The following is a 22,592-nucleotide window of genomic DNA, read 5'->3' on the forward strand; positions in this document are numbered from 1 at the left end:
TTTCAACCAGGACCTGCCAGCAGCGGCTTCCGTTAGGCGCTGCGCCAGCGAAAGCCCATTATTTTAGTCGATTTTTAATCTTTTTTCGCCGGACCACTGGACAAGGCGAATCACCTTTGATTCTTTACTGACGATTCGGAAGTGCGGCGTTTGCCGGATCACCAAGCAGCATAGGCAAATTCGGGGAGTGCCATTTATGGCGAAGGCGGACGCGTGGGGCGCGCCCGGAGGGACGGTTTTTGCGCATCGGGAGACGCGCGGCGACGGTCTTGCCGGGAATACGCGACTCATCGCCGAACCGGCCTACCGGCGGCTTCTGGCCGCCGAGCCGCTGCTGCGCCGATCAATACCCGTCCTCATCATCACTTTCCTGATCGTCATCGCGGCGTTGCGCGTGCTGTCGCTGATGAACGAGCGCGACGATGTCGAGCGCAATGCCAAGGCGATCCTGACGCTGGCGGCGGGCCAGCTGGCCAGTTCGCTCGCCACCACCTCGGAAACGGTGCCCGGCGCCATACAGGATCTGCTGGAGACCACCAGCCGTCAGGGCGCGATGGGCCGCAGCCATGTGCTTGTCATCACCGACAGCGCTTTCAAGATCGTCGCGGTGACGCCACGCTCGATGCCATGGCAGGGCCATTCGCTGGACGGCCTCGTCGAGGGCGGCCAGCCCTTGTTCATGTTCGGCGATCGTGCGGGCGTCATGGACGTCAACATCGACGGACGGGATTGGTACGCCGCGGTCAGCCTGGCGAATGGCGGAAAGGGTGCATCGGCGGCCCTGGTGCCACAGGACGCGGTTTTCGATGCCTGGCGCAAGACCGTTTCGCTGAACGTCACCCTGTTCGTGCTGACGGCCGGTGTGCTGATCGTCATCCTCTATGCCTATTTCGGCCAGGCGGCACGTGCGCAGGCGGCCGACCGCATCTACCTCGAAGCGCATCAGCGCATCGACATGGCGCTGGTTCGCGGCCGCTGCGGCCTGTGGGACTGGGACATGGTGCGCGGCAAGATGTACTGGTCGCGCTCGATGTACGACATGCTCGGCTACAAGCCTTGCGAAACGATGCTGTCCTTCGGCGAGGTCGATCAGATCATCCATCCCGAGGACGGCGACCTGTTCGAGCTCGCCAACAGAATCGTCGCTCGCGAGATCGATCACATCGATCAGGTGTTCCGCATGCGCCATGCCGATGGCCAATGGGTCTGGATGCGCGCGCGGGCACAGGTCATCGATCCGGAAGCGCCGGAGATCCAGCTGATCGGCATCGCCGTCGACGTCACCGAACAGCGTCATCTGGCGCTGCGTTCCGAGGCTGCCGACCTTCGCCTCAGAACGGCGATCGAGAACATCAACGAATCCTTCGTGCTGTGGGATTCGACGCAGCACCTGATCATGTGCAATTCCAAATACCAGCAGGACAACGGGCTTTCGGACCGCGACGTGATGCCGGGCACCGCGCGCGCGGCGCTGGAAGAACGCATGCTGGCCTTTGCTTCCGAAAGGCGGCTTGCCCACACCAGCGGCCTGCAGGGCGGCGCCACTTTCGAGCGGCAGTTGGCCGATGGCCGCTGGCTGCAGGTCAACGAACTGAAGACCCGGGACGGCGGCATCGTCTCGGTCGGTTCCGACATCACCCAGATCAAGCTGCACCAGGAGAAGCTGGTCGACAGTGAGCGACGGCTGATGGCAACGATCCATGATCTCAGCCTCGCGCGGCGGGCCGAAGAGGAGCGTTCGCGCGAACTGGTCGACCTCAACCGCAAATACATGAAGGAAACCGAACGGGCCGAAGCGGCGAACCGGGCCAAATCCGAATTCCTGGCCAACATGTCGCATGAGTTGCGCACGCCGCTGAACGCCATCATCGGCTTCTCCGAACTGATGGAACAAGGGCTGTTCGGCCCGCTCGGATCGGAGCGCTACGAGGAATATGCCACCGACATCAACAGCAGCGGCAAGTACCTGCTGGGCGTCATCAACGATATTCTCGACATGTCCAAGATCGAGGCCGGCCAGTTCTCTCTGGACCGGGAAGAGATCGACCTCGGCCCGCTGATCAGCGAAACCGTACGCGTCGTTTCGCTGCAGGCGGCGCAAAAGGCCATCTCCGTGGAAACGCGCATTGCCGATGCGCTGACGCTGGTCGCCGATCGCCGTGCGATCAAGCAGATCGTCATCAACCTTTTGTCCAATGCGGTGAAGTTCACCGGCCAGGGCGGCCACATATCGGTCAGGGCCCGCAACACATCCGGCGCGCTGGTGCTGACGATCGAGGACAATGGCTGCGGCATCCCCAAGGAGGCGCTCGGAAAGCTCGGACGGCCGTTCGAACAGGTGCAGAACCAGTTCTCCAAGAGCCATGCCGGGTCCGGCCTTGGCCTTGCCATCTCACGTTCGCTGGCCGAGCTTCAGGGCGGCGCGCTGAAGATCCGGTCGAGCGAAGGTGTCGGCACTATCGTGTCGGTGCGCATTCCGGTGAAGAAGAGCGTGCTGGCCGTCAAGGTTGCAGCGTGAAGTTTTTATCACCATCCCAGGCCTGATCCACCTCGTGGACGCGAGGTGAAACGCTTTGACAAAGTTATCTATTTTATCTATTTTGGATAAAAAAGAAAGGCCTTGTCATGCGAGTGACTTCAACGGAATTCCAGCAGAATGTCGGGCGTTTTCAGGATGCTGCCCAGCGTGCGCCGGTCGCAATCACAAAGAATGGCCGGACCCACACGGTACTCCTGTCGGCGGCGATGTTCGAGGTCTTGGTCAAGGGACGGGTCGCCCGTCCTGTGGAAGAGCTGGACGACGAGACGCTTAACGCCATCGCCGAAAGCGCCGTATCGAGCGAATATGCCGGGCTTGATGCAATGCTCAAAGACTGGACACCGTGAGCCTGCCCAAACCTATCCCGGGTCTGGTGATTTGCTATTCTTACCTCTGGGTGAGAGAACACGAAAAGGGTGCCGAAGAAGGTCGCAAAAAACCGACCATGCGCCATTGTCGCCGCGCGCCGGGTCGTGGAGGGCCGTGAAGTCATAACGGTCGTTCCGGTCACACACTCGCCACCAGCTGATCCTGCCGATGCAGTAGAAATACCTGCGCCCCTCAAAGCCTATCTCGGCCTCGATGACACGCCATCATGGATCGTCGTCACCGAAACCAATCATTTCCTCTGGCCGGGTCCCGATCTCAGGCCTATCGCGGGGAGCAAACCGTCCCGATTCGACTATGGCATGCTGCCGCCGCGTTTCTATGCCTATCTGCGCGACCGGATTTTGCAGTCTCACGCAAGCCGGGCGCTGCAGCAGATTCGGCGAACAGAGTAGCTGCATGAGACTGGAGGACCACGAAACGTCCCCGATTCCAAGGGACGATCGCTTCCCGGTCATCCCGTACGAAGCAAAAGGTGGAAATCCTTCCTGACCTTCTGCGACGTCTCCTTGAGGTGTGCTTCCAGCACACCGAAATCCGGCAGGTCGGTCACCGCCAGAAGCAGATCCGAAAGCCCCGGCGGAACGTCGTCGCGCTCGAAGGCTCCGGTAAGGCACAGCCGCGTCATCTGGGTCAGCGCCAGATAGAGCGCATAGGCGTCGAAAAGCTCCTGCCTCGCCCCGGCATTGGCGAAGCCCGGTGACAGGCGCGAAAGGATTTCGGCGGTACCGGTAACGCGCGGCCCGGCGCCTACCTGCCCGGTGATGACGGCCACTTGGGCGATGAATTCGAGATCGATGAGGCCGCCGGGGATCAGCTTGATGTCCCACAGGTCGCGCGGCGGCTTTTCCTTTTCGATCATGGCGCGCATCTCCGAGGCCTCGGCCATCACCTTTGCGGCGTCGCGCGGCTGACCAAGCACCGCCGCCACTTCCGCTTCAACCTCGCCGCACAGGCTGGCGTCGCCGGCTATGGCGCGGGCCCGGGCCAGCGCCATGTGCTCCCAGGTCCAGGCCTCCTGGCGCTGATATTTCTTGAAGGCATCGATATGGGTGGCCACAGGACCCTTGTTGCCGGATGGCCGCAGGCGCAGGTCGAGTTCGTAGAGCACGCCCTCCGCCGTCGGCGCCGACACAGCCGCGATCAGCCGCTGCGTCATGCGGGTGTAGTAATGCGAAGGCGCCAGCGGCTTGCCGCCATCGGACTCCTCGGCGTCCGGCGCGTGGTCATAAAGCAGGATCAGGTCGACATCCGATCCGGCGGTCAGCTCGCGGCTGCCGAGCTTGCCCATGCCGAGCAGCGCAACCACGCCGCCGGCAATGGTGCCGTGGCGCGCCGCGAATTCGGCCGTCACCGCCTGCAACGCAGCCTCGATGGTGAGATCCGCCAGATCGGAGAAGGCGCGGCCGGCGCGCGCCGGATCGATCGAGCCGGCGAGCAGCCGGACGCCGATCAGGAATTTCTGCTCGGAAGCAAAAATGCGCAGCCGGTCGAGCACGTCCTCATAAAGCCGGTCGCCCTCGACAAAGGCGGAAAGCCGTGCCGACAGATAGGCGCGGTCCGGTAGCTCCGTCAGCAAGGCCGGGTCGAGCAGACCATCGAAGACATGCGGCCGGCGGGTGATGATCGCCGCCAGCCGGGGCGCCGCACCCATGATCGTTGCCAGGAGCTTGAGCAGGGCCGGATTGGACTGCAGCAGGGAAAACAGCTGGATGCCGGCCGGCAGGCCGGCGAGAAATTCGTCGAAGCGCATCAGCGCTTCGTCGGCCCGGCGCGTCTGGCCGAAGGAGCGCAGCAGAGCCGGCGTCAATTCCGTCAGCCGCTCGCGCGCCTCCGCCGACTGAGTGACGCGATAGCGACCGAAATGCCAGCCTCGGATGACGCGGCAGATGTCGCTTGGCCGCTGGAAGCCGAGGCCGTGCAAGGTCTGCAGCGTATCGGGATCGTCGACATCGCCGGTGAAGACGAGATTGCCGATGCCTGTCGAAAGTTCCGGTGCTGTTTCGAACAGTGCCGCGTAGTGGCGTTCGACCTGCTGCAGCGAGGCGCGAAACGCCTGGGAAAAGGCAGGAGCATCGGCAAAGGCGAGCATGCGGGCGATGCGCTCCAAGCCTTCATCATCTTCCGGCAGCGTGTGGGTCTGCTCGTCGGCAACCATCTGCACGGCATGTTCGACGCGGCGCAGGAACCAGTACTGGCGGGCGAGCGCATCGCGCGCCTCGATGGTGATCCAGCCGCGTGTCGCAAGCTCGCCGAGCATCGGCACGGTCTCGCGGCCACGCAGTTCAGGGAAGCGTCCGCCGGCGATAAGCTGCTGGGTCTGGACGAAGAACTCGATCTCGCGAATGCCGCCGCGCCCGAGCTTGACGTTGTGGCCCTTGACCGCGATCTCACCATGGCCCTTGTGGGCGTGGATCTGGCGCTTGATCGAATGGACGTCGGCAATCGCCGCGTAGTCCATGTATTTGCGCCAGATATAGGGCTGAAGCTCCTTGAGGAAGGCAGCGCCCGCTGCCAGATCGCCGGCCACCGGACGTGCCTTGATCATGGCGGCGCGCTCCCAGTTCTGGCCGCGCGCCTCATAGTAGCGCAGTGCCGCCTCGACCGGGATCGCCAGCGGTGTCGAGCCGGGGTCGGGGCGCAGCCTCAGATCGGTGCGGAAGACATATCCGTGCTCGGTGCGGTCCTGCAGGATGCGAACCAGGCGGCGCGTCAGCCGCGAAAACAATTCGGTGGCGTCGAGCGGGTCGACGACCGCCGGTGCTTCCGGATCGAAGAAAACCACCAGATCGATGTCCGAGGAAAAATTCAGCTCATGTGCCCCGAGCTTGCCCATACCGAGCAGGATCCAACCCGACTGCTTCGACGGGTTGTCGAGATCCGGCAGTTTGAGTTTGCCCTGGCCGTGCGCGTCGCGCAGCAGGAAGTCGACGGCGGCACGGGTACAGGCGTCAGCGAGGTCGCTCAACCGCGGGACCGTCAGCGCCGTTTCGGCCTCGCCGGCAAGATCGGCCAGCGCGATGAGGAAATGCGCCTCCGCCTTCCACTGGCGCAGCTCCATCATCAGGCCGGATTCCGAAAGGGTCTCCGCCAAATGCGCCTGGTCTATGGCGGCGCCGATCGCTTTCAGCCGAGCCTCGATTGTCTGCTCGAACAGCCCGTCCAGGATTTGCGGCCGGCGACGTGCCGTATCGCGCAGGAACGGCGACAGATCGAAGACGGCGGCGAGGAAATCCTGGCCCTCCCCCTTGCCGGCCAGAAACTTGGCAAGCCGCGTCAGTCCTTCTTCGCGCGCGGCGGAAGCGATCTCGGCCAGTTCCAACCGCGCACGGTCCTTGTCGAGCGGAACAAGCCTGGCCGCCGGCTTCAGCAGCCAATCTTTCGCTCTCGCAGCCGTGCTCATCAGTGATCCTCCCGAACCGGGAAACTCATGACCACGGATAATCCAGGATTGCCAGGCAAGAGTTCAAGCCGGCCATTGTGGAATGTCATGACGGCCTTGGCGAGGCTGAGGCCAAGACCCGAACCCGGTTGCGAACGGCTCTTCTCCAGCCGCACGAAACGTTCCGTGGCACGCGCGCGGTCGCCATCGTCGGGAATGCCGTGGCCATTGTCGGCAACCGACAGGCGAACGTCCGCACCGGCTCGCTCGAGCGTGACGCGCACCGCCGGCTGGGCATTGGCGCCGGTCGAATATTTGATGGCGTTGTCGACGATGTTCGACAGCGCCTGGCCGATCAGTTCGCGGTTGCCGTTGACGGACACCGCCTCGTGCGCGTCTGCTTCCAGCGACACGCCCGCCTCTTCCGCCACCGGCTCATAGAGCTCGACGACATCGCGTACGGCTTCCGCAAGATCGACGCGGTTCGTATTTTCAGACGAGTAGCCAGCCTCCAGCCGGGAGATCATCAGGATGGCGTTGAAGGTTTTTATCAACTGGTCCGACTCGGCGATGGTGCCTTCCAGCGCCTGCCGGTAGTCGGTGGGCTTTTGCTTGCCCGAAAGCGTCGCTTCGGCCCGGTTGCGCAGCCGGGTCAGCGGCGTCTTCAGATCATGCGCGATGTTGTCGGAAACCTGCTTCAAGCCTTCGTTGAGCGTGGCGATCCTGGCCAGCATGGCATTGAGATTTTCGGAGAGCCGGTCGAACTCGTCGCCAACCCCCGTCACCGGCAGCCTGCCCGACAGATCGCCGCCCATGATGCGACGGCTGGCTTCCGACACGCTGTCGATGCGCTTCAGCGCAGCGCGGCCGACAAAAAACCAGATCAGCAATCCGCCCAGCCCCATCATGCCGAGCGCCAGCATCAGCGCACGGCGGATGACGGCACGAAACCGTTCCGGCTCGCCAAGGTCGCGGCCGACCAGCATGATCATCTGGTTCGGCAGCCGCAGCACCAGCGCAATGGCGTTGTGGCCTTTTTCGCCCTGCGCCTGCGCATCGTTCTGCTCGGATTGGGTGGTGGTACCCTGCTCGGCGGGAAGGTTGCGCAGGCGCTCGAGCTCTCCCTCGCCAAAGCGCTGATAAGAGAACGGACTGCTGGTCCAGCCTTCGGTTTCGAGAACGCCAGGTTCGAGGCTCTGCACGTTGCCGGTCAGGATCTGGCCGTTGGCGTCGGCGATCAGGTAAAGGTTTGCGCCGGGCTGGCGCGAGCGCGCTTCGACCACGCGGACCAGTACCGGCAGGCCGCCGCGCTGATAGGCGCGGGCAAGGCCGAGCACTTCGTCATTGATGGTCTCCTGCGTCTGCGCGGTCAGCATTCGCGCCGACAGCGAGGTCATGTAGAAGACGAGCGCCACCGCGCAGAGCGCGAAGAGCAGGAAGTAGAGCGCCGAAAGCCGCGCTGCCGTCGTCTTCATGATGGCTGGCACGGAAAGAGCCATGCCGCAGCTAACCACTCTTCAGCATATAGCCGGCGCCGCGAACCGTATGCAGGATGGGCTTGTCGAAGCCCTTCTCGATCTTGCCACGCAGCCGGGAGACATGGACGTCGATGACATTGGTCTGCGGATCGAAATGGTAGTCCCAGACATTTTCCAGCAGCATGGTGCGCGTCACCACCTGGCCGGCATGCCGCATCAGATATTCGAGCAAGCGGAACTCACGCGGCTGCAGCGTTATCTCGCGTGACGCACGGCGGACCGAATGCGACAGCCTGTCGAGTTCGAGATCGCCGACGCGGTAGACGGTTTCCGCTTCCTTTGCACTGGCGCGCCGGTTCAGCACCTCGACGCGGGCGAGAAGCTCGGAGAAGGCATAGGGCTTTGTCAGGTAATCGTCGCCGCCGGCGCGCAGACCCGTGACCCGGTCATCGACCTCGCCGAGCGCCGACAGGATCAGCACCGGCGTCGTGTTGCCCCTGGACCTGAGACCGGCAATGACCGACAGGCCGTCGCGACGCGGCATCATCCGGTCGATCACCATCACGTCGTAGTCGCCGGCGTCGGCGAGCGCAAAGCCGGTTTCGCCGTCACCGGCGACATGCGCGGTGTGACCGGCCTCGGCAAAGGCTTTCTGCAAGTAATCCGCAGCCTCGCGATCGTCTTCTATGACGAGAATCTTCATAGGGCTGTTATACGCGATTTCGCCGGAAGGTTGAGTGGCAGACATCTGCATTGTGGCCTTTGCCAAAGCGCATCGCGACCGAGATCGCTCGAAGCAGTGCGCGATAAAGCTGCTCGCTGCCGATGTCGTTGGCATCGGATCGTTGAAGCGCTTTTGAAATTGTGCGGCAGCGGGCGATGGGAAGCCCGCTGCCGCCGGGGGAAGGCGCGATGACTGACTAACGCGCGCTCCTCCATGCTTTCCCGTACGGCGGCTCGGGGGTGTTGAACCGGCGCACTGGAAAAGTCCAACTTGCCGCCGGAACGCCCTCACCCGCCTCGGAAGGCCGAGAGAACGCTCCGGAGCCGACCTCAGCCCTTGGCGACGGGCAGCGCGACGAAACGATTGGTGTCGTCGCGGGTGATCTGCATCAGCACCGCCTTGCGGCCGGATTTGACCGCTTCGGTCATCGCCTTGGTGACGTCGTCGGTGCCGTTCACTTCGGTCGAATTGACCGATGTGATGACGTCGCCCGGCTGGATGCCGCGATCGGCAGCATCGCTGTCGGGATCGACGTCGGTCACCACCAGCCCCTTGCCGTTTTCGGACTTGGTGACGGTCAGGCCAAGATCGGCCAGCGTGTCGGGCTTTGCCGGAGCGGCAGGCTGCGACTGGTCGACAGAGGCCTGCTTGTCGCTCGAGGGCAGTTTGCCGAGATCGACCTTGACCGTCTGGCTCTTGCCGTCGCGCCACACGGTGACGTCAACCGACTTGCCAGGCGAGTAGGCGCCGATCAGCCGTGCCAGTTCCTTCGGCGAAGCGACGTCCTTGCCGTTGACCTGGGTGATCACGTCACCGGCCGTGATGCCCGCCTTCTTGCCGGGACCATCGTCCTGGGCACTGGAAACCAGTGCGCCGTTGTTGGACTTCAGACCAAGCGACTCAGCGATGTCGGAGGTGACCGGCTGGATTTCCACACCGAGCCAGCCCCGCTGAACGGAACCGCTCTTCATCAGGTCCTGAACGACCTGCTTGGCGGTCGAAGCGGGAATGTCGAAGGCGATGCCGACGCTGCCGCCGGACGGCGAGAAGATCGCGGTGTTGATGCCGACGACCTGGCCGTTGAGGTTGAAGGTCGGGCCGCCCGAATTGCCGCGGTTGACCGATGCGTCGATCTGGATGAAGTCGTCATAAGGGCCAGCGCCGATGTCGCGGCCGCGGGCGGAGACGATGCCGGCGGTGACGGTGCCACCAAGGCCGAACGGATTGCCGACGGCCACCACCCAGTCGCCGACGCGAACCTTGGAGTCATCGGCGAAGTCGACATAGGTAAACTTGCCGACGCCATCGACCTTGAGCACGGCGAGATCGGTGCGCGGGTCGGTGCCGATCAGCTTGGCGTCAAGTTCCTTGCCGTCATTCATCACCACGGTGAAGGCCGAGCCTTCCGAAACGACGTGGTTGTTGGTGACGAGATAGCCGTCATCCGAGATGAAGAAGCCGGACCCTTGTGCAACCGGCCGCGGCTGGTCGTTGTTGCGGTCGCGATGGCTGAAGCGCCTGTTGCCGCCACCCTGGCCGTCCTGATCACCAAAGCCGCGGAATTCCTTGAAGAAGCGGCGCAGTTGCGGATTGTTGGGCAGGTTGTTCATGCCATCCTGATCGTCGGACGGGTCGGAGCCGTCATCGGCGGCCGGGCTGATCTTGGCCTTGACCTTGACGCTGACAACAGCGGGAGAAACCCGCTCGACGACATCGGCGAAGCCCGGTACCTGCGGCGCCTCGACGCGCACGGCATCGGCCAGAACAGGGCTGGTTCCGCTGGTCAGCGCACCGACGCCGATCGCACCGGCCACGGCGACAGACGCGACGGCAGCCATGAGACGCTTGCGGGTGACGGAATATGAACGGGGGGCAATATTCATGGATCTCGTATCCTCTTTCCAAATGGACGCTGCTGATGGGCATCCTCAAGCAAGAGAATTAGAGTGGCGCACATTACAGCGCCATTTCCGACACATGAAACTTTGGTAATGTTTTGGGGTCGGGAGACGCACAAACCCGTTGGCCGCGATGCCCTATGCGCTATCTTGTACACAACTCAGCACAAGGCTTTCATAAATGACAGCAAGCACGCCTGGCGGATCGTATTCGTGAAATGGGCCGAGGCCTTGGTGATATGGCGACGGGCCGGCCAGGCCGAATAACAGGCACATATGAGACGTTCATCGGCCGCCTGCCCCACACCACATCATTGCCTATGAGTTGCGCCCGATCGCTGGCCGTCAGAGCGTCGTTATCCTGCGCGTCATTCACACGTCGCGGGACTGGCCCTCGGAAGAATGGCCGAGCTAATTGCCTAGTATCTTGTCCAGCGCCGCCTGTTCCTCAGTGGTCAGCGCATTGGTTGCCAGCGAGCGACGCGACCGCGCGGTCAGCACGATGAAAACGCCTCCCACCAGCAACAGCAGGACAGGCGTGCCCCACAGCAATGCATTGCGCAGGTCGAAACGCGGCTTGAGCAGCACGAACTCGCCATAGCGCGAAACCACGTAGCCCATGACCTGCTGGTCAGTGTCGCCGGCGACGAGGCGCTGACGCACGAGGACGCGCAGGTCGCGGGCAAGGTCGGCATCGGATTCGTCGATCGACTGGTTCTGGCAGACCATGCAGCGCAAGCCTTCCGAAAGCGCCCGAGCCCGCGCCTCAAGTGCAGGATCAGGCAGCATCTCGTCAGGCTTCACCGCCAAGGCCGTGCCGGCAAAAAACAGCGCCAGCAGCAGGATAATGGAGGTCAGCGAAAGCCGTGCGTTCATGGCAGGGTCGCGGATGGCACCACGCTCGCCTGCTTGCGCCGTCGCGACGGCGCGCCGACGCGCAGGCGCCGGTCCATCAGCGACATCGCCGCGCCCGCCATCATCATCAGGCCACCGCCCCAGATCAACGTCACCAGCGGCTTCCACCACAAACGCACGACGACCGAACCGTCTTTGCCCTCGTCGCCGAGCGAGATGTAGAGCTGCGAGAAACCGATCGTCCTGATGCCGGATTCCGTCGTCGTCATCTGCCGCACCGGATAAAACCGCTTGGCGGAGCTGATTTCGCCAACAGGGCTACCGCTGACGCCGATCAGCTCGAAGCGGCCGCGATCCTCGCTGTAATTCGGTCCCTGGGCCGGATAAAGCCCGACGAAACGCAGCGTATGGCCGGACAGTTCGACGGTCTCGCCGGCATGCATCGACAGGATCTTCTCGGTGCCGAAGCAAAGTGTGCCGACGATGCCGAGCGTGGTCAGGCCGAGGCCGAGGTGAGCGAAGGCTGTGCCGAAGACCGAACGCGGCAAGCCGAGCAAGCGCCGGACCATGATCCCCGTTGCGACGGTCCGAAAGCCCGATTTGACGGCGAGATCGGTGAGCGCGCCAAGGATCAGCCAGACGGCAAGGCCTACGCCCAGGGCTGCGAACACCGAGGCGCCGTCGATGAACAGAGCGGTGACCAGCGTCGCCAGCAGCGCCGCTGCAAAGGCCACCATCAGGCGCTGCGCGACGGCGAAGACATCGCCGCGCTTCCAGGCCAGCAACGGCCCGAACGGAACCACGAGCAGCAGCGGCACCATCAGCGGCCCGAAGGTGAGATTGAAGAACGGCGCGCCGACCGAGATCTTGTCGGCTGAAAAGGCTTCGACGGCGAGCGGATAGAGTGTGCCGACAAGCACGGTCGCCGTCGCCGTGGTCAGGAACAGATTGTTGAGGACGAGTGCCCCTTCTCGGGAAATCGGGTGGAACAGGCCGCCGGTCGTCAACCGGGAAGCGCGCAGCGCAAACAGCGCCAGCGAGCCGCCGATAAACAGCGTCAGGATGCACAGGATAAACACGCCCCGGGTCGGATCGGTGGCAAAGGCGTGCACCGAGGTCAGCACGCCCGAACGCACGAGGAAGGTGCCGAGCAGCGACAGCGAAAAGGTCAGGATGGCGAGCAGCAGCGTCCAGATCTTCAGCGCCGAGCGCTTTTCCATGACAATGGCCGAATGGAGCAGCGCGGTGCCCGCCAGCCACGGCATGAAAGACGCGTTCTCGACTGGATCCCAGAACCAGAAACCGCCCCAGCCAAGTTCATAGTAGGCCCAGTACGATCCCATGGCGATGCCGCCGGTCAGGAACATCCAGGCGACCAGCGTCCACGGCCGCACCCAGCGCGCCCAGGACGCGTCGATGCGGCCTTCGATGAGAGCGGCGACCGAGAAGGAAAAACAGATCGAGAAGCCGACATAGCCGAGATAGAGGAACGGCGGGTGGATGGCGAGGCCGAGATCCTGCAGGATCGGGTTGAGATCGCGGCCTTCGATCGGCGCCGGGTTGAGCCGGATGAACGGATTGGACGTCGCCAGAATGAACAGGAAGAAGGCGGCGCCGATGGCGCCTTGCACCGCAAGCACATTGGCGCGCAGCGTCGCCGGCAGGTTGGAGCCGAAAGCGGCGACGAGTGCGCCGAAGAAGGTCAGGATCAACACCCAAAGCAGCATCGAGCCTTCATGATTGCCCCAGGTTCCGGTGATCTTGTAGATCAACGGCTGCAAGGAATGCGAGTTTTCCCACACGCTTGCCACCGAGAAATCGGAGCTCGCATAGGCACTCGCCAGCGCTGCGAAAGACAGCGCCGTCAAGGCGAAGCCGGTCACCGCGACCGGACCGCCGACGGCCATCAGGCGCTGGTTGTTCAGGCGTGCGCCAAACAGCGGCACGAGCGTCTGCACCAGCGAAAGCGCAAACGCCAGGACGAGGGCGAAATGTCCGGTTTCAACCATGCCCGTGATCCACTGTCGCTCTCCTGCCGGAGCTATTCACTCTTGCTCTCCTGCCACACGCCCTTGGCCTTGAGGCCGTCCGCAACCTCCTTGGGCATATAGCGCTCATCATGCTTGGCCAGCACGCTATCGGCAACAAAAACCCCGTCCGGGCCGAAACTACCCTCGGTGATGACGCCCTGCTCTTCGCGGAAAAGGTCGGGCAGGATGCCGGTGTAGGTGACCTTGACCGATTTGTGCGTGTCGGTGACCGAAAAGCCGACCGTGGCCCCCTGCCCGCGCTGGATCGTGCCTTTTTCGACCAATCCACCCAACCGGATGCGCTGGCCAGGCTGGACGCTTGCCGTGGTGAGATCGGCCGGCATGTAGAAATAAGAGGCCTTCTGGCCAAGCGCGTAGAAAGTCAGCCCGGTCGCGGCACCCAGGAAGACCAGGCCGCCCGCGATCACCGACAATCGTTTCTGCTTGCGCGTCATGTCTTGTTCTACTCCGTCGCCGCAAGCCCAAGCGAAGCGGCAAAGGCGGTGAACTTCTTCGCCTGGTCACTGTCGGCCCCAAAGACGGCAATGGCGCGACCGAGCGCCTCACGCGCCTGATCGGCCTTGCCAAGCACGACATAGGAACGAACGAGCCGCATCCATCCTTCCGGGTCGTGCGGATTTTGCCGCAGTTTGTCGTCAAGGCCGGCAACCATGGTGTTGATCATGGCTTCCCGATCCTGCGGCGACATCGAGGATGCGGCGTCGATATCGCCGGCATCGGGGCCGTTGGCGGCGCCGCCGGAAGCCACTTCGGGGTTGCCGGACTTGGCCAGCGCCTGCTCGACGGCACCGCGCCATGGCGAGTCCGGCGGCAATCTGCCCAGCATCGCCTGCCATGCCGTGGTCGCTTCCTTGGCGCGACCCTCCTGCGCCAACGCCATGGCCAGGTAGAAACTGGCCTTCGCATTGGCCGGATCGAGCTTCAGGGCTGCCTCGAAAGCATCCTGGGCATCGGCCGAGACAATGCCGCCTGCCGCGCCGGCGATCGCCTCTCCGAGACCGGCCTGGCGAACGGCGCTGTCGCCATCAAGCCGAATGGCGTTGCGATAGGCATCCGCCGCGTCGGAAAAGCGCTGCATGCGCAGATAGACCGGTGCAAGCACGTCCCAGCCCCTGCCATCGGTGGGATTGGCGGCCAGATGGGCTTCGGCCCGCGCCACCAGTTCGTCGACCGAACTGTCGGCGGGATTCTTGGCCAACCGCTCGCTGAGCGGTTGTGACGGCAGGTCGGGAGAGCCAAGCTTGACATAGAGCCCCCAACTGACCAGCGGCACCGCCAGCACGGCTACGGTCGCCACCAGCCTTGCGGTGGCCGGCGCTCGGCCCGCGTTTGCGCCGCCGGCGGTACCCGCATTGTCAAGGCGAAGGATGCGGCGAGCGATCTCGGCGCGGGCTTCGGCCGCTTCGGCCGGCTGGATCAAGCCACGCGCGGCGTCGCGGTCAAGCTCGGACAGTTGGTCGCGATAGACTTCGAGATCATGTTCGCCGCTCGACGACGCGCCCTTCGCGCTGGCGGCCAGCGGCAACAGCACCGCCAGGCTTGCACCCAGCGTGAGAATGGCGGCTATGACCCAGAACAGCATGGTTCTTCCAATAACGGCAGAGCTCTGCCGTGCCAACAGATGCATGCTGCGACGCTTTGACGACGCCAGCCGCCAATCGTCGGCAGACGGTCGTCAGGTCAGCGGCGTCCAGCTGCCATCGGCGTTGCGGCAAGCGGTTCCGCGCGCCGTGACTCCGGCGCCGCCGGAAAACACCGTCTGCGTGTACTGGCGGCAGTCCTGCGAACCGACGCGGTAGGGCTGGGCCGGAACCACCTCGCCGTAGCGCGAAGCCTGGGCGCCTTTCCACGTCACCTTCTGGCCGCTGGTCGTGTATTCCAGAGCTTTGTACTCAGCCTCGAGCGCGCTGCGCTTCTCGGTCTCGCTGAGGCCGTTGCCGATCGCCCCGCTGATGAGGCCGCCGCCCATCGCCGAAATGATCGTCGTGGTCACCTTGCCGCTGGAAGGAGGTGTCGAGGCCGGTGTCGCTGCCACGGTTGGACCCTTGCCGCTCAAGGTGGTGCAGCCGGAAACAGCCAGCAATGCGGAAACAAGCGCGACGCGAATCTTCATGCCAACAACCGGTTTTCTTGAGTTGGAGCCTGCCATGGATGCGCCGGGGGCCGCGTCATCGAGAAGTCGGCGTGGCCATAGTATTGATATTTGTCGGAAATTTGGCCGCTGGCCGCTGCGGGACCAATGGACATGCCGCCAACAACATCTCCCGCCCCTCTATGTCGATCGGCTCTGGTGAACATCACTGAAGGCTCCGCAATCGCACCACCGCCTTCAATCCGCCCATACCGGACCGTTCGAGCGCCAGAACGCCTCCATACTCGTTGACGAGGTCTGCGACAATGGCCAGGCCCAGACCTGTTCCGGGCTTTGTCTCGTCCAGACGCCGTCCGCGCTTCAGCGCCTCGCGCGCCTTGTCCTCGGGAATGCCCGGACCGTCATCCTCTATGCCGATCTCGAACAGGCCGGCCGGGTCGTCCTTGCCGGTCAAGGGCACGATCGAGACCTGCACCGCGCTCTTTGCCCATTTCATCGCGTTTTCAAGGAGATTGCCCAGCAGTTCCTCAAGGTCCTCACGCTCGCCGGCGAAGACGATCTCGGCCGCCGGCAGCGACAGCGACAGATTTGTCTGCGGATTGAGCTTCCGCAGAACCCGCACCATGCGCTGCACCAGCGGCGTCACCGGCGTGCGGTAGACGACGCTGTCGCGTTGTGCCGCGACGCGGGCGCGCTGGAGATAGTGTTCGACCTGCTTCTGCATGGAAGCCGCCTGTTCGGCGATCAACTGCCCCTTGGCGCCGCCGAGCGCGCGGCCCTCGTTGAGCAGTACCGCCAGCGGCGTCTTCAGCGAATGGGCGAGATTGCCGACCTGTGTTCGCGACCGCTCGACGATGCGCCTGTTGTTTTCGATCAGCGCATTGGTTTCGTTGGCAAGCGGTTCGATCTCGGCCGGGAAGCGGCCGTCGAGCCTCTGGGCGGTGCCTTCGCGCACCATGGCGAGCGCGTTCCTGACCCGGCGCAGCGGCTGCAGGCCGAGCAGGATTGCGATCGCGTTGATGGCGATCATGCCGACGCCGAACAGGCTGAGATAGGTCAGCAGGCGGCGCTGAAAGGTGGCGATTTCCTGTTCGAGTTCGCTCTGGTTGCCCATGACGCGGAAACGCGCGGCGCGGTTCTTGGCGTCGAGGACGAATTCGCTCTCGAACACTTCGAGCTGCTCGCCGTCGATGCCTTCGGCTGCGTAGCTGCGCTGGAAGCTCGCGTTGAACGGCACCTCGGCAACGCTCGGTGACGGGATCGTCGTGGTCATCGACGACGAATGGAGATCGCCATGCACGCCTTCCGAAGCGGGCTCAACCGACCAGTACCAGCCCGAATTCGGCTCCGAGAACCGGAGGTCGCCGAGATCTGGCGCGCCGGTCAGCGCACCGCTGTCGGAGATGCCGATCGAACCGATCAGGTTGAACAAATGCGCCGAAAGCAGGCTGTCGAAGCCGCGCTCGCTGGCCTGGCGGTATAGGGTGGTGATCAAGGTGAAGATGACAACGAGCGTCACGATCGCCCAGACCGTGGAAAAGGCGATGACGCGGAACGTCAGCGAACGCGGCCACAAACGCAGCGAAAGCGGCGTCCTTGCGGTTGGTTTGAGCGGTTCCGAGTTACGCCTCCGGCTCACGCATGCGGTAGCCCATGCCGCGCACGGTTTCGATCATGTCGATGCCCATCTTCTTGCGCAGCCGCCCGACAAACACCTCGATGGTGTTGGAATCGCGGTCGAAATCCTGATCGTAGAGATGCTCGACCAGTTCGGTCCGCGAGACGACCTCGCCCATATGGTGCATCAGATAGGCAAGCAGGCGGAATTCATGCGACGTCAGCTTCAGCGGCACTCCGCCGACATCGGCCTTGGAGGCCTTGGTGTCGAGGCGCAGCGGTCCGCAGGTCAGCTCGGACGAGGCATGGCCGGCAGCGCGCCGGATCAGAGCCCGCAGCCTCGCCAGCACCTCCTCGATGTGGAACGGCTTGGTGACGTAGTCGTCGGCGCCGGCATCGATGCCGGAAACCTTGTCGCTCCAGCGGTCGCGCGCCGTCAGGATCAGCACCGGCATCTTGCGGCCGCCGCGTCGCCAGCGCTCGACCACGCTGATGCCGTCCATCTGCGGCAGGCCGATATCGAGCACGACCGCGTCATAGGGCTCGGTGTCGCCGAGGAAATGGCCTTCCTCGCCGTCGAAGGCGCGGTCGACGACATAGCCGGCATCGACCAGCGCATCCGATATCTGCCGATTGAGATCCTTGTCATCTTCGACGACCAGTACACGCATGCGGAGTTCGATACCTGTTGAAGAGCTTTGTCGGATGGAAGAGCTTTGTAGGATTGAAAACTGGGGCAGATATAGGCCGATTCCGGCGGCCTGGGAAACGTGGCCTAAGATTGATTGGATCAGTTCAGCGGAACGACTATCTCGGAACGGCGCGGACGTTGTCCGTCCTTGCCCGGAACGAGCACGACAATGACACAGACAGGCTGACCGCCGCGCGTCGATTGCGAGGCCTTGGCCAGCGTTCCGCCATTCTGCTCGGCCACCTGTTGGCCGATGGCGTAGCAATCGGAGGCCGCCAGTACGATCGGACTGGCCAGGTCGGGCGGCGCGATGACCGGCATCGCCATCGCCTGCGACGCAAACAGCCCGGCAGCACAAAGCGCCAGTGTCGCGGTTCGGAAGTGGGAGCGAAGCGTTTTCATGACCGGCGTTGTAACGCATCGGTGCTGAACGTGAAATGAACGGTGAACGCCGCTGCAAACATCCTCGTCACACCCCTGCAACGCGAGACAGTCAACCTGGAATTTCACCGCCTCGAACAGGCGAAATCCCGCGAAAGTCCAGTCTAGACTCCGTTTTGACCATATTGAAAGCGCATCAGGCATTTTCCTGCGTCATCGCGCGAAAACGCAGCAGCCCGTGATGCACGAGCAGATCCTCGTCATGGCGGGCTTCGGCAAATTCCAGCGACAGTCGTGTCTGGCCGCGAGGGCCGATCACCAATGCTGCGTCGGCAAGGCGCGCCTGGATGGCGGCCATGATGGCTAGCGTTTCGGCATCACCATGGGCTTTCGACCAGACATGCAGCGTAATCAACTGATCGTCGGTGTTCTCGATGCCCGTATCCCAGTCGAAAGCGGAGGTATGGCCGCAGGTCACGTACGGAAAAGCGGCGTTGTCGGCTGGCCGTTCGAGCAGTCCGGCGCCGCCCAACAAGGCCGACAGCGATGGATCGCTTTTCAGCCTGAGAAACAGTGCCTGCTGTAAATCGCCTGGCGCGGTCATCGTCTTTTCCTCCGGTTCCTGCGCTGCCGACTGTTGCTTTTCGGAAGCTGTCCGCGTTCTGCGTGTTCTGACAGATATAGCCATTCGACGCGCAGAGGCGATGGCGATTCGTCATCGGAATGATGGATGCCGATGATCTCGAAAGGGCGGCTTTGCCAAGACCACCGTCGCGGGCACCACGCCGTGAACATGGACTCTCGATTCCTGGTCACATATTCTCGCTCCATACAGCGTCGCATGACGCAATGTTTCCTTGCCGTTTTTGATCCGCGAAGCAATTTCGGAAGCTGATGATGCTCGATGCAGAAAAGACCAGGGCTGCGTCGCGGTTGTTGGTAGGCCACTGGGACAAGGGCACCCGTCTCGACGCCATACCCGAGGCGTTGCGCCCACAAACACGGCTCGAAGGTTACGCTATCCAGTCGCATGTCATGGATCGCTCGGCGGCTCCGCTTTTCGGCTGGAAGATTGCCGCGACCAGTCTGGCGGGACAAAGGCACATCAACGTCGACGGCCCCATGGCCGGACGTCTCCTGGCCGAGAAAGCGGTGGAGATCGGCGGGACCGTTTCCCTGGCGACGAGCAAGATGCGCGTGGCCGAGATCGAGTTCGCTTTCCGTTTCGGCCGCGAGCTGCCGCCTCGTGCGGTACCCTATGAAGTCGCCGAGGCGATGGAAGCCGTGGCGAGCTTGCACCCGGCGATCGAAATCCCGGACTCACGGTATGACAATTTCTGCGCCGTCGGGGCGCCGCAGCTCATTGCGGACAATGCCTGCGCCAACCTGTTTGTCATCGGCGAGGCGGCGGAAGACGACTGGCACGACGTGGATCTTGCAAAGCACCCCGTGATCGCGTCCGTTTCCGGAAGGTCGCAACATAGCGGATCGGGAGCAGCCGTATTGGGCGATCCTCGCATCGCGCTTACCTGGATCGTCAATGAACTGTCGGGCCTGGGCATAGCGCTTCAGCCGGGACAGGTGGTGATTACCGGCACCTGCGTGACACCGATAAGCGTCGAGGCAGGCGACGAAGTCATCGGCGATCTAGGCAGGTTTGGCAGCGTCTCGGTGAGGTTTGTCTAGGCTCCGCGCTGCCTGGCCACGAAACTGCGCACCGCCAGCACCAGCACGGTGATGATGATCAGGATCACCGACAATGCCGCGATCGCCGGGTCGATGTTGTCCCGCAAGCCCATCCACATGAGCCGCGGCAGCGTGATGGCGTTGACAGAGGTGATGAACAAAGTGACGCCGATTTCTTCCCAGGACAGCACGAAGGAGAGAAGTGCGGCGGTGACGATGCCGAACTTGATGTTGGGCATGATGATGCGGGTGGCGCGCTCCCACACAGTGGCCCCTAAGCCCCGCGCGGCAAGGTCGATGCGGCGGTCGAGCTGGCTGAGAGAGACCAGCATCAGCACCGTGGCGAAGGGCACGGTCATCACCGAATGGGCCATGGCGACGCCAAGCCAGGTGTCGTAGCCGAAGAACGCGCTGAAACCCGAGATCGAGGTGAGCAAGAAGTAGAGCGTGATCGCCGAGACCACCGGCGGCACCACCATCGGCAGCAGCACGAAGCCGACCAGGGCCGCGGTGAAGCGCGGCTGGAACATCCAGACGCCAAGGCTGAAGCACAGCGCCAGCACAGTTGAAAAGGCGCTGCTGACGACACCGATGCGGATCGAGAGCAGGATCGATTGGAGCCAGCGCGGGTCCTCGATCAGCGCCCGGTAATGGCGCAGCGACAGTTCGCCCGACGGCATGGCCAGCATGCGGCTCGGCGTCAGCGACACCGGGATGACGGCGAGCAGCGGCATCAGCAGGAACAGCGCCACGAAGGCGGCGATGATCAGCGAGACGGGACCGGGGCGGTAGGTCGGCATCAGATCAACTGCTTCGGTCTGACATATCGGAACAAGAGCGCCATCAGCGCGCCGACGAACAGCACCAGCACGACGCTGATCGCTGCACCCAAGCCCCAGTCCGGGCTCTGGAATATCCTGAGATAGATCAGCTCGGCAATCATGACGCTGCGGCCGCCGCCAAGGATCGCTGGCGTGACGAAGAAGCCGAGCGAGAAGACGAAAACGATCATCGCCGCGCCTATGATGCCGGAGCGCGTCATCGGCACGAACACCGTCCAGAAGGTGCGCATGCGGCTGGAGCCGAGCCCGCGCGCCGCCAGGAGCACGCGGTCGTCGAGGCTGCGCATGGCCGATGCCAGCGGAAAAACGGCGAAAGGAATGAGGAAGTGCGTCATGCCGACGATGACGCCGAATTCGTTGCGCACCAACGCCAGCGGTTCGGAGATGAAGCCGATCGCCTGCAGCCACGTGTTGATCAGGCCGCGATTGGAGAGCAGCGCCACCCAGCCGAAGGCACGGGTCAGCACGGAAATCCAGAAGGGAACGAGAATGCAGAACTCGGCGATCAGGCGCTGTGCCGGGGTTCCACGCACCCAGACGACGGTGATGGCGTAGGCAGCGGCCACCGAAACCACGGTGACGACCGCCGCGATGCGCAGCGTGCGGATGAACACCGACTGCACCAGATCGTCAGTGAGCAGCGCCTCATATTGGCCGAGGCCGGGCGTCGGCAGCGTAAAACTCCATTTGACGACGCCAAGGAACGGCCAGGCATAGGCCAGGACAAGAAACAGGAGCAGCGGCGCCATCAACAGCGCCGCGCCCATCCTGTCGGAGAGATAGGATCTCATTGACCCGATTACCCCGGCCCTGATCAGGCCGAGATGATCTTGGTGTATTCGTCGAGCGCCGGCCCGTAGTTCTTGGCGTACCAGTCCATGTCGAGCGCGATCTGCTTCTTCATGTTCTCGGGATCGACCGGGTTGATGCGCTTCTTGTCGGCCGTGATCAGCGCGTCTGCCGCCGGGTTTGCAGGACCTTGGCCGAGCTTGTCGAACATGACCAACTGCTTTTCAGGGTCCTGGGCACTGGCGATGAACTTCATCGCAGCGTCCTTGCCGCCGGGGTTGTTCTTGAGCACGGCCAGCGCACCGGGCGAGATCAGTCCCTGGTCCCAGATGAACTTGATCTTGCCGCCCGAATCCTGCTCGATCAGCGAAGCGCGCGTCGACCAGACGATCGCCATCGAGGCCTCGCCATTGAGCAGCACGCTCTGGCTTTCGGCGCCGCCACCCCAATAGGCAACGACGTTTTCCTTGAACGCGGCGATCTTGTCATGGGCGCGCTTGAGGTCGAGCGGGTAGAGCGACGCCGGCGCGATGCCATCGGCCAGAAGTGCTGCTTCCCAGCTCGATACGCCCCATTTGTAGAGCGAGCGCTTGCCGGGGAATTTCTTCACGTCGAAGAAATCGGCCATGCCGGTCGGCGCGTCCTTGCCGTACTTCTCGGAATCATAGGCGATGACATAGGAGAAGAAATAGGTCGAGGCGGCGTATTCCCAACCAAAGCCGGGCCGCATCTTCTTCTTGTCGACGATGTTGTAATCGATCGGCTCGAGAGCCCCTTGGGCGCCGAGCGTGATGGCCGAGAAGGGGTCCACGTCGACGAGATCCCAGGTCGGCGCGCCGCTCTTGAACTGCGCGGCGATGGCGCCTTCAGTCGGACCCGAACCGTCCATCTTGACGGCGATGCCGGTGTCCTTGGTGAAGGCCTGGCCATAGGCGGCATCATAGGCGGTGATGGCATCGCCACCCCAGTTGACCAGCACCAGTTCCTTGGCCTGCGCAAAGGCACCTGTCGAGCGCAGTAGCATCGGCGTGCCGGCCAGCACGAGTGCCGCCAGCTGTGTGAACTGCCGGCGCGAGATCTCGCCGCGACCTGCCCTGGCGGACAGGCTCTCGACGGCTTGTTTTTTGGTGTCATGTGTCATGTCAGTTCCCCTTTTTTGTTGTTGATAGTGCCGGAAAGC

At 63.3% G+C, this 22,592-nt stretch carries 20 protein-coding genes; 4 read left to right on the forward strand and 16 right to left on the reverse strand.

Translation table 11 applies throughout. The annotated features are described in order from the left end of the window. The first annotated feature begins 196 nt into the window (after window positions 1-196). The 3 genes from AC0NIL_RS24700 to AC0NIL_RS24710 all read left to right on the forward strand — a co-directional run bounded on the left by AC0NIL_RS24700 (window position 197) and on the right by AC0NIL_RS24710 (window position 3,321). Window positions 197-2,518: a PAS domain-containing sensor histidine kinase gene (locus AC0NIL_RS24700; protein ID WP_024505281.1), complete on the forward strand. Its 2,322-nt coding sequence runs from the start codon at window positions 197-199 to the stop codon at window positions 2,516-2,518. A gap of 107 nt (window positions 2,519-2,625) precedes the next feature. Then, a complete protein-coding gene (locus tag AC0NIL_RS24705) occupies window positions 2,626-2,886 on the forward strand; it encodes a type II toxin-antitoxin system prevent-host-death family antitoxin (RefSeq protein WP_013532628.1) in 261 nt (86 codons plus the stop codon). A gap of 69 nt (window positions 2,887-2,955) precedes the next feature. Continuing rightward, entirely contained in the window at window positions 2,956-3,321 is a 366-nt protein-coding gene (locus AC0NIL_RS24710; RefSeq protein WP_244506934.1) for a hypothetical protein, read from the forward strand. Window positions 3,322-3,380: 59 nt separating this feature from the next. Here the strand turns inward: AC0NIL_RS24710 and AC0NIL_RS24715 are convergent, their stop codons facing one another. The 13 genes from AC0NIL_RS24715 to AC0NIL_RS24775 all read right to left on the reverse strand — a co-directional run bounded on the left by AC0NIL_RS24715 (window position 3,381) and on the right by AC0NIL_RS24775 (window position 18,699). After that, entirely contained in the window at window positions 3,381-6,329 is a 2,949-nt protein-coding gene (locus AC0NIL_RS24715; protein ID WP_473573889.1) for a bifunctional [glutamine synthetase] adenylyltransferase/[glutamine synthetase]-adenylyl-L-tyrosine phosphorylase, read from the reverse strand. Continuing rightward, window positions 6,329-7,807 (reverse strand): sensor histidine kinase, encoded by a 1,479-nt coding sequence (locus AC0NIL_RS24720; protein ID WP_024505283.1) that lies wholly within the window; start codon window positions 7,805-7,807, stop codon window positions 6,329-6,331. Before AC0NIL_RS24720 ends, AC0NIL_RS24715 begins: the two co-directional genes overlap by 1 nt. A gap of 7 nt (window positions 7,808-7,814) precedes the next feature. Beyond that, window positions 7,815-8,489, reverse strand: a complete 675-nt coding sequence (locus AC0NIL_RS24725) for a response regulator transcription factor (RefSeq protein WP_023812818.1) — start codon at window positions 8,487-8,489, stop codon at window positions 7,815-7,817. A 350-nt stretch (window positions 8,490-8,839) separates the two neighbouring features. Beyond that, window positions 8,840-10,393, reverse strand: a complete 1,554-nt coding sequence (locus tag AC0NIL_RS24730) for a Do family serine endopeptidase (protein ID WP_013532632.1) — start codon at window positions 10,391-10,393, stop codon at window positions 8,840-8,842. 426 nt (window positions 10,394-10,819) lie between these two features. Further along, the gene (locus tag AC0NIL_RS24735; protein WP_275953678.1) at window positions 10,820-11,284 is read right to left on the reverse strand and encodes a cytochrome c-type biogenesis protein; all 465 of its coding nucleotides are present in this window, start codon (window positions 11,282-11,284) and stop codon (window positions 10,820-10,822) included. Continuing rightward, window positions 11,281-13,272, reverse strand: a complete 1,992-nt coding sequence (locus AC0NIL_RS24740) for a heme lyase CcmF/NrfE family subunit (RefSeq protein WP_024505285.1) — start codon at window positions 13,270-13,272, stop codon at window positions 11,281-11,283. Before AC0NIL_RS24740 ends, AC0NIL_RS24735 begins: the two co-directional genes overlap by 4 nt. A 32-nt stretch (window positions 13,273-13,304) precedes the next feature. Next, window positions 13,305-13,748: a cytochrome c maturation protein CcmE gene (gene ccmE / locus AC0NIL_RS24745; RefSeq protein ID WP_013532635.1), complete on the reverse strand. Its 444-nt coding sequence runs from the start codon at window positions 13,746-13,748 to the stop codon at window positions 13,305-13,307. A gap of 8 nt (window positions 13,749-13,756) precedes the next feature. Further along, window positions 13,757-14,896, reverse strand: a complete 1,140-nt coding sequence (gene ccmI, locus AC0NIL_RS24750) for a c-type cytochrome biogenesis protein CcmI (protein WP_024505286.1) — start codon at window positions 14,894-14,896, stop codon at window positions 13,757-13,759. Window positions 14,897-14,989: 93 nt separating this feature from the next. Further along, entirely contained in the window at window positions 14,990-15,427 is a 438-nt protein-coding gene (locus AC0NIL_RS24755) for a hypothetical protein (RefSeq protein ID WP_013532637.1), read from the reverse strand. Between the two features lie 184 nt (window positions 15,428-15,611). Further along, window positions 15,612-17,045, reverse strand: coding sequence for an ATP-binding protein (locus AC0NIL_RS24760; RefSeq protein ID WP_024505287.1), 1,434 nt, complete (start codon window positions 17,043-17,045; stop codon window positions 15,612-15,614). Further along, the gene (locus AC0NIL_RS24765; RefSeq protein WP_013532639.1) at window positions 17,029-17,694 is read right to left on the reverse strand and encodes a response regulator transcription factor; all 666 of its coding nucleotides are present in this window, start codon (window positions 17,692-17,694) and stop codon (window positions 17,029-17,031) included. The genes AC0NIL_RS24760 and AC0NIL_RS24765 overlap by 17 nt, the downstream gene beginning before the upstream one ends. Window positions 17,695-17,813: 119 nt before the next feature. After that, window positions 17,814-18,116, reverse strand: a complete 303-nt coding sequence (locus AC0NIL_RS24770) for a hypothetical protein (RefSeq protein ID WP_013532640.1) — start codon at window positions 18,114-18,116, stop codon at window positions 17,814-17,816. 175 nt (window positions 18,117-18,291) lie between these two features. Beyond that, window positions 18,292-18,699, reverse strand: coding sequence for a DUF3168 domain-containing protein (locus AC0NIL_RS24775; RefSeq protein WP_064993409.1), 408 nt, complete (start codon window positions 18,697-18,699; stop codon window positions 18,292-18,294). A 293-nt stretch (window positions 18,700-18,992) separates the two neighbouring features. On the opposite strand from AC0NIL_RS24775, the gene AC0NIL_RS24780 reads away from it, so the two are divergent. Then, on the forward strand, window positions 18,993-19,781 hold the full coding sequence (locus tag AC0NIL_RS24780) for a 2-keto-4-pentenoate hydratase (protein ID WP_275953679.1): 789 nt from the start codon (window positions 18,993-18,995) through the stop codon (window positions 19,779-19,781). Here AC0NIL_RS24780 and AC0NIL_RS24785 read toward each other — a convergent pair. The 3 genes from AC0NIL_RS24785 to AC0NIL_RS24795 are packed head-to-tail and all read right to left on the reverse strand — an operon-like array spanning window position 19,778 to window position 22,553. Beyond that, window positions 19,778-20,581 (reverse strand): ABC transporter permease, encoded by an 804-nt coding sequence (locus AC0NIL_RS24785; RefSeq protein WP_027162976.1) that lies wholly within the window; start codon window positions 20,579-20,581, stop codon window positions 19,778-19,780. The two genes, AC0NIL_RS24780 and AC0NIL_RS24785, sit on opposite strands and share 4 nt — an antisense overlap. Further along, window positions 20,581-21,414 (reverse strand): ABC transporter permease, encoded by an 834-nt coding sequence (locus AC0NIL_RS24790; protein WP_013532644.1) that lies wholly within the window; start codon window positions 21,412-21,414, stop codon window positions 20,581-20,583. Before AC0NIL_RS24790 ends, AC0NIL_RS24785 begins: the two co-directional genes overlap by 1 nt. A gap of 23 nt (window positions 21,415-21,437) precedes the next feature. Then, window positions 21,438-22,553, reverse strand: coding sequence for an ABC transporter substrate-binding protein (locus AC0NIL_RS24795; protein WP_027162977.1), 1,116 nt, complete (start codon window positions 22,551-22,553; stop codon window positions 21,438-21,440). Window positions 22,554-22,592: the final 39 nt, after the last annotated feature.

This window comes from Mesorhizobium sp. WSM1343 (genome assembly GCF_055901535.1).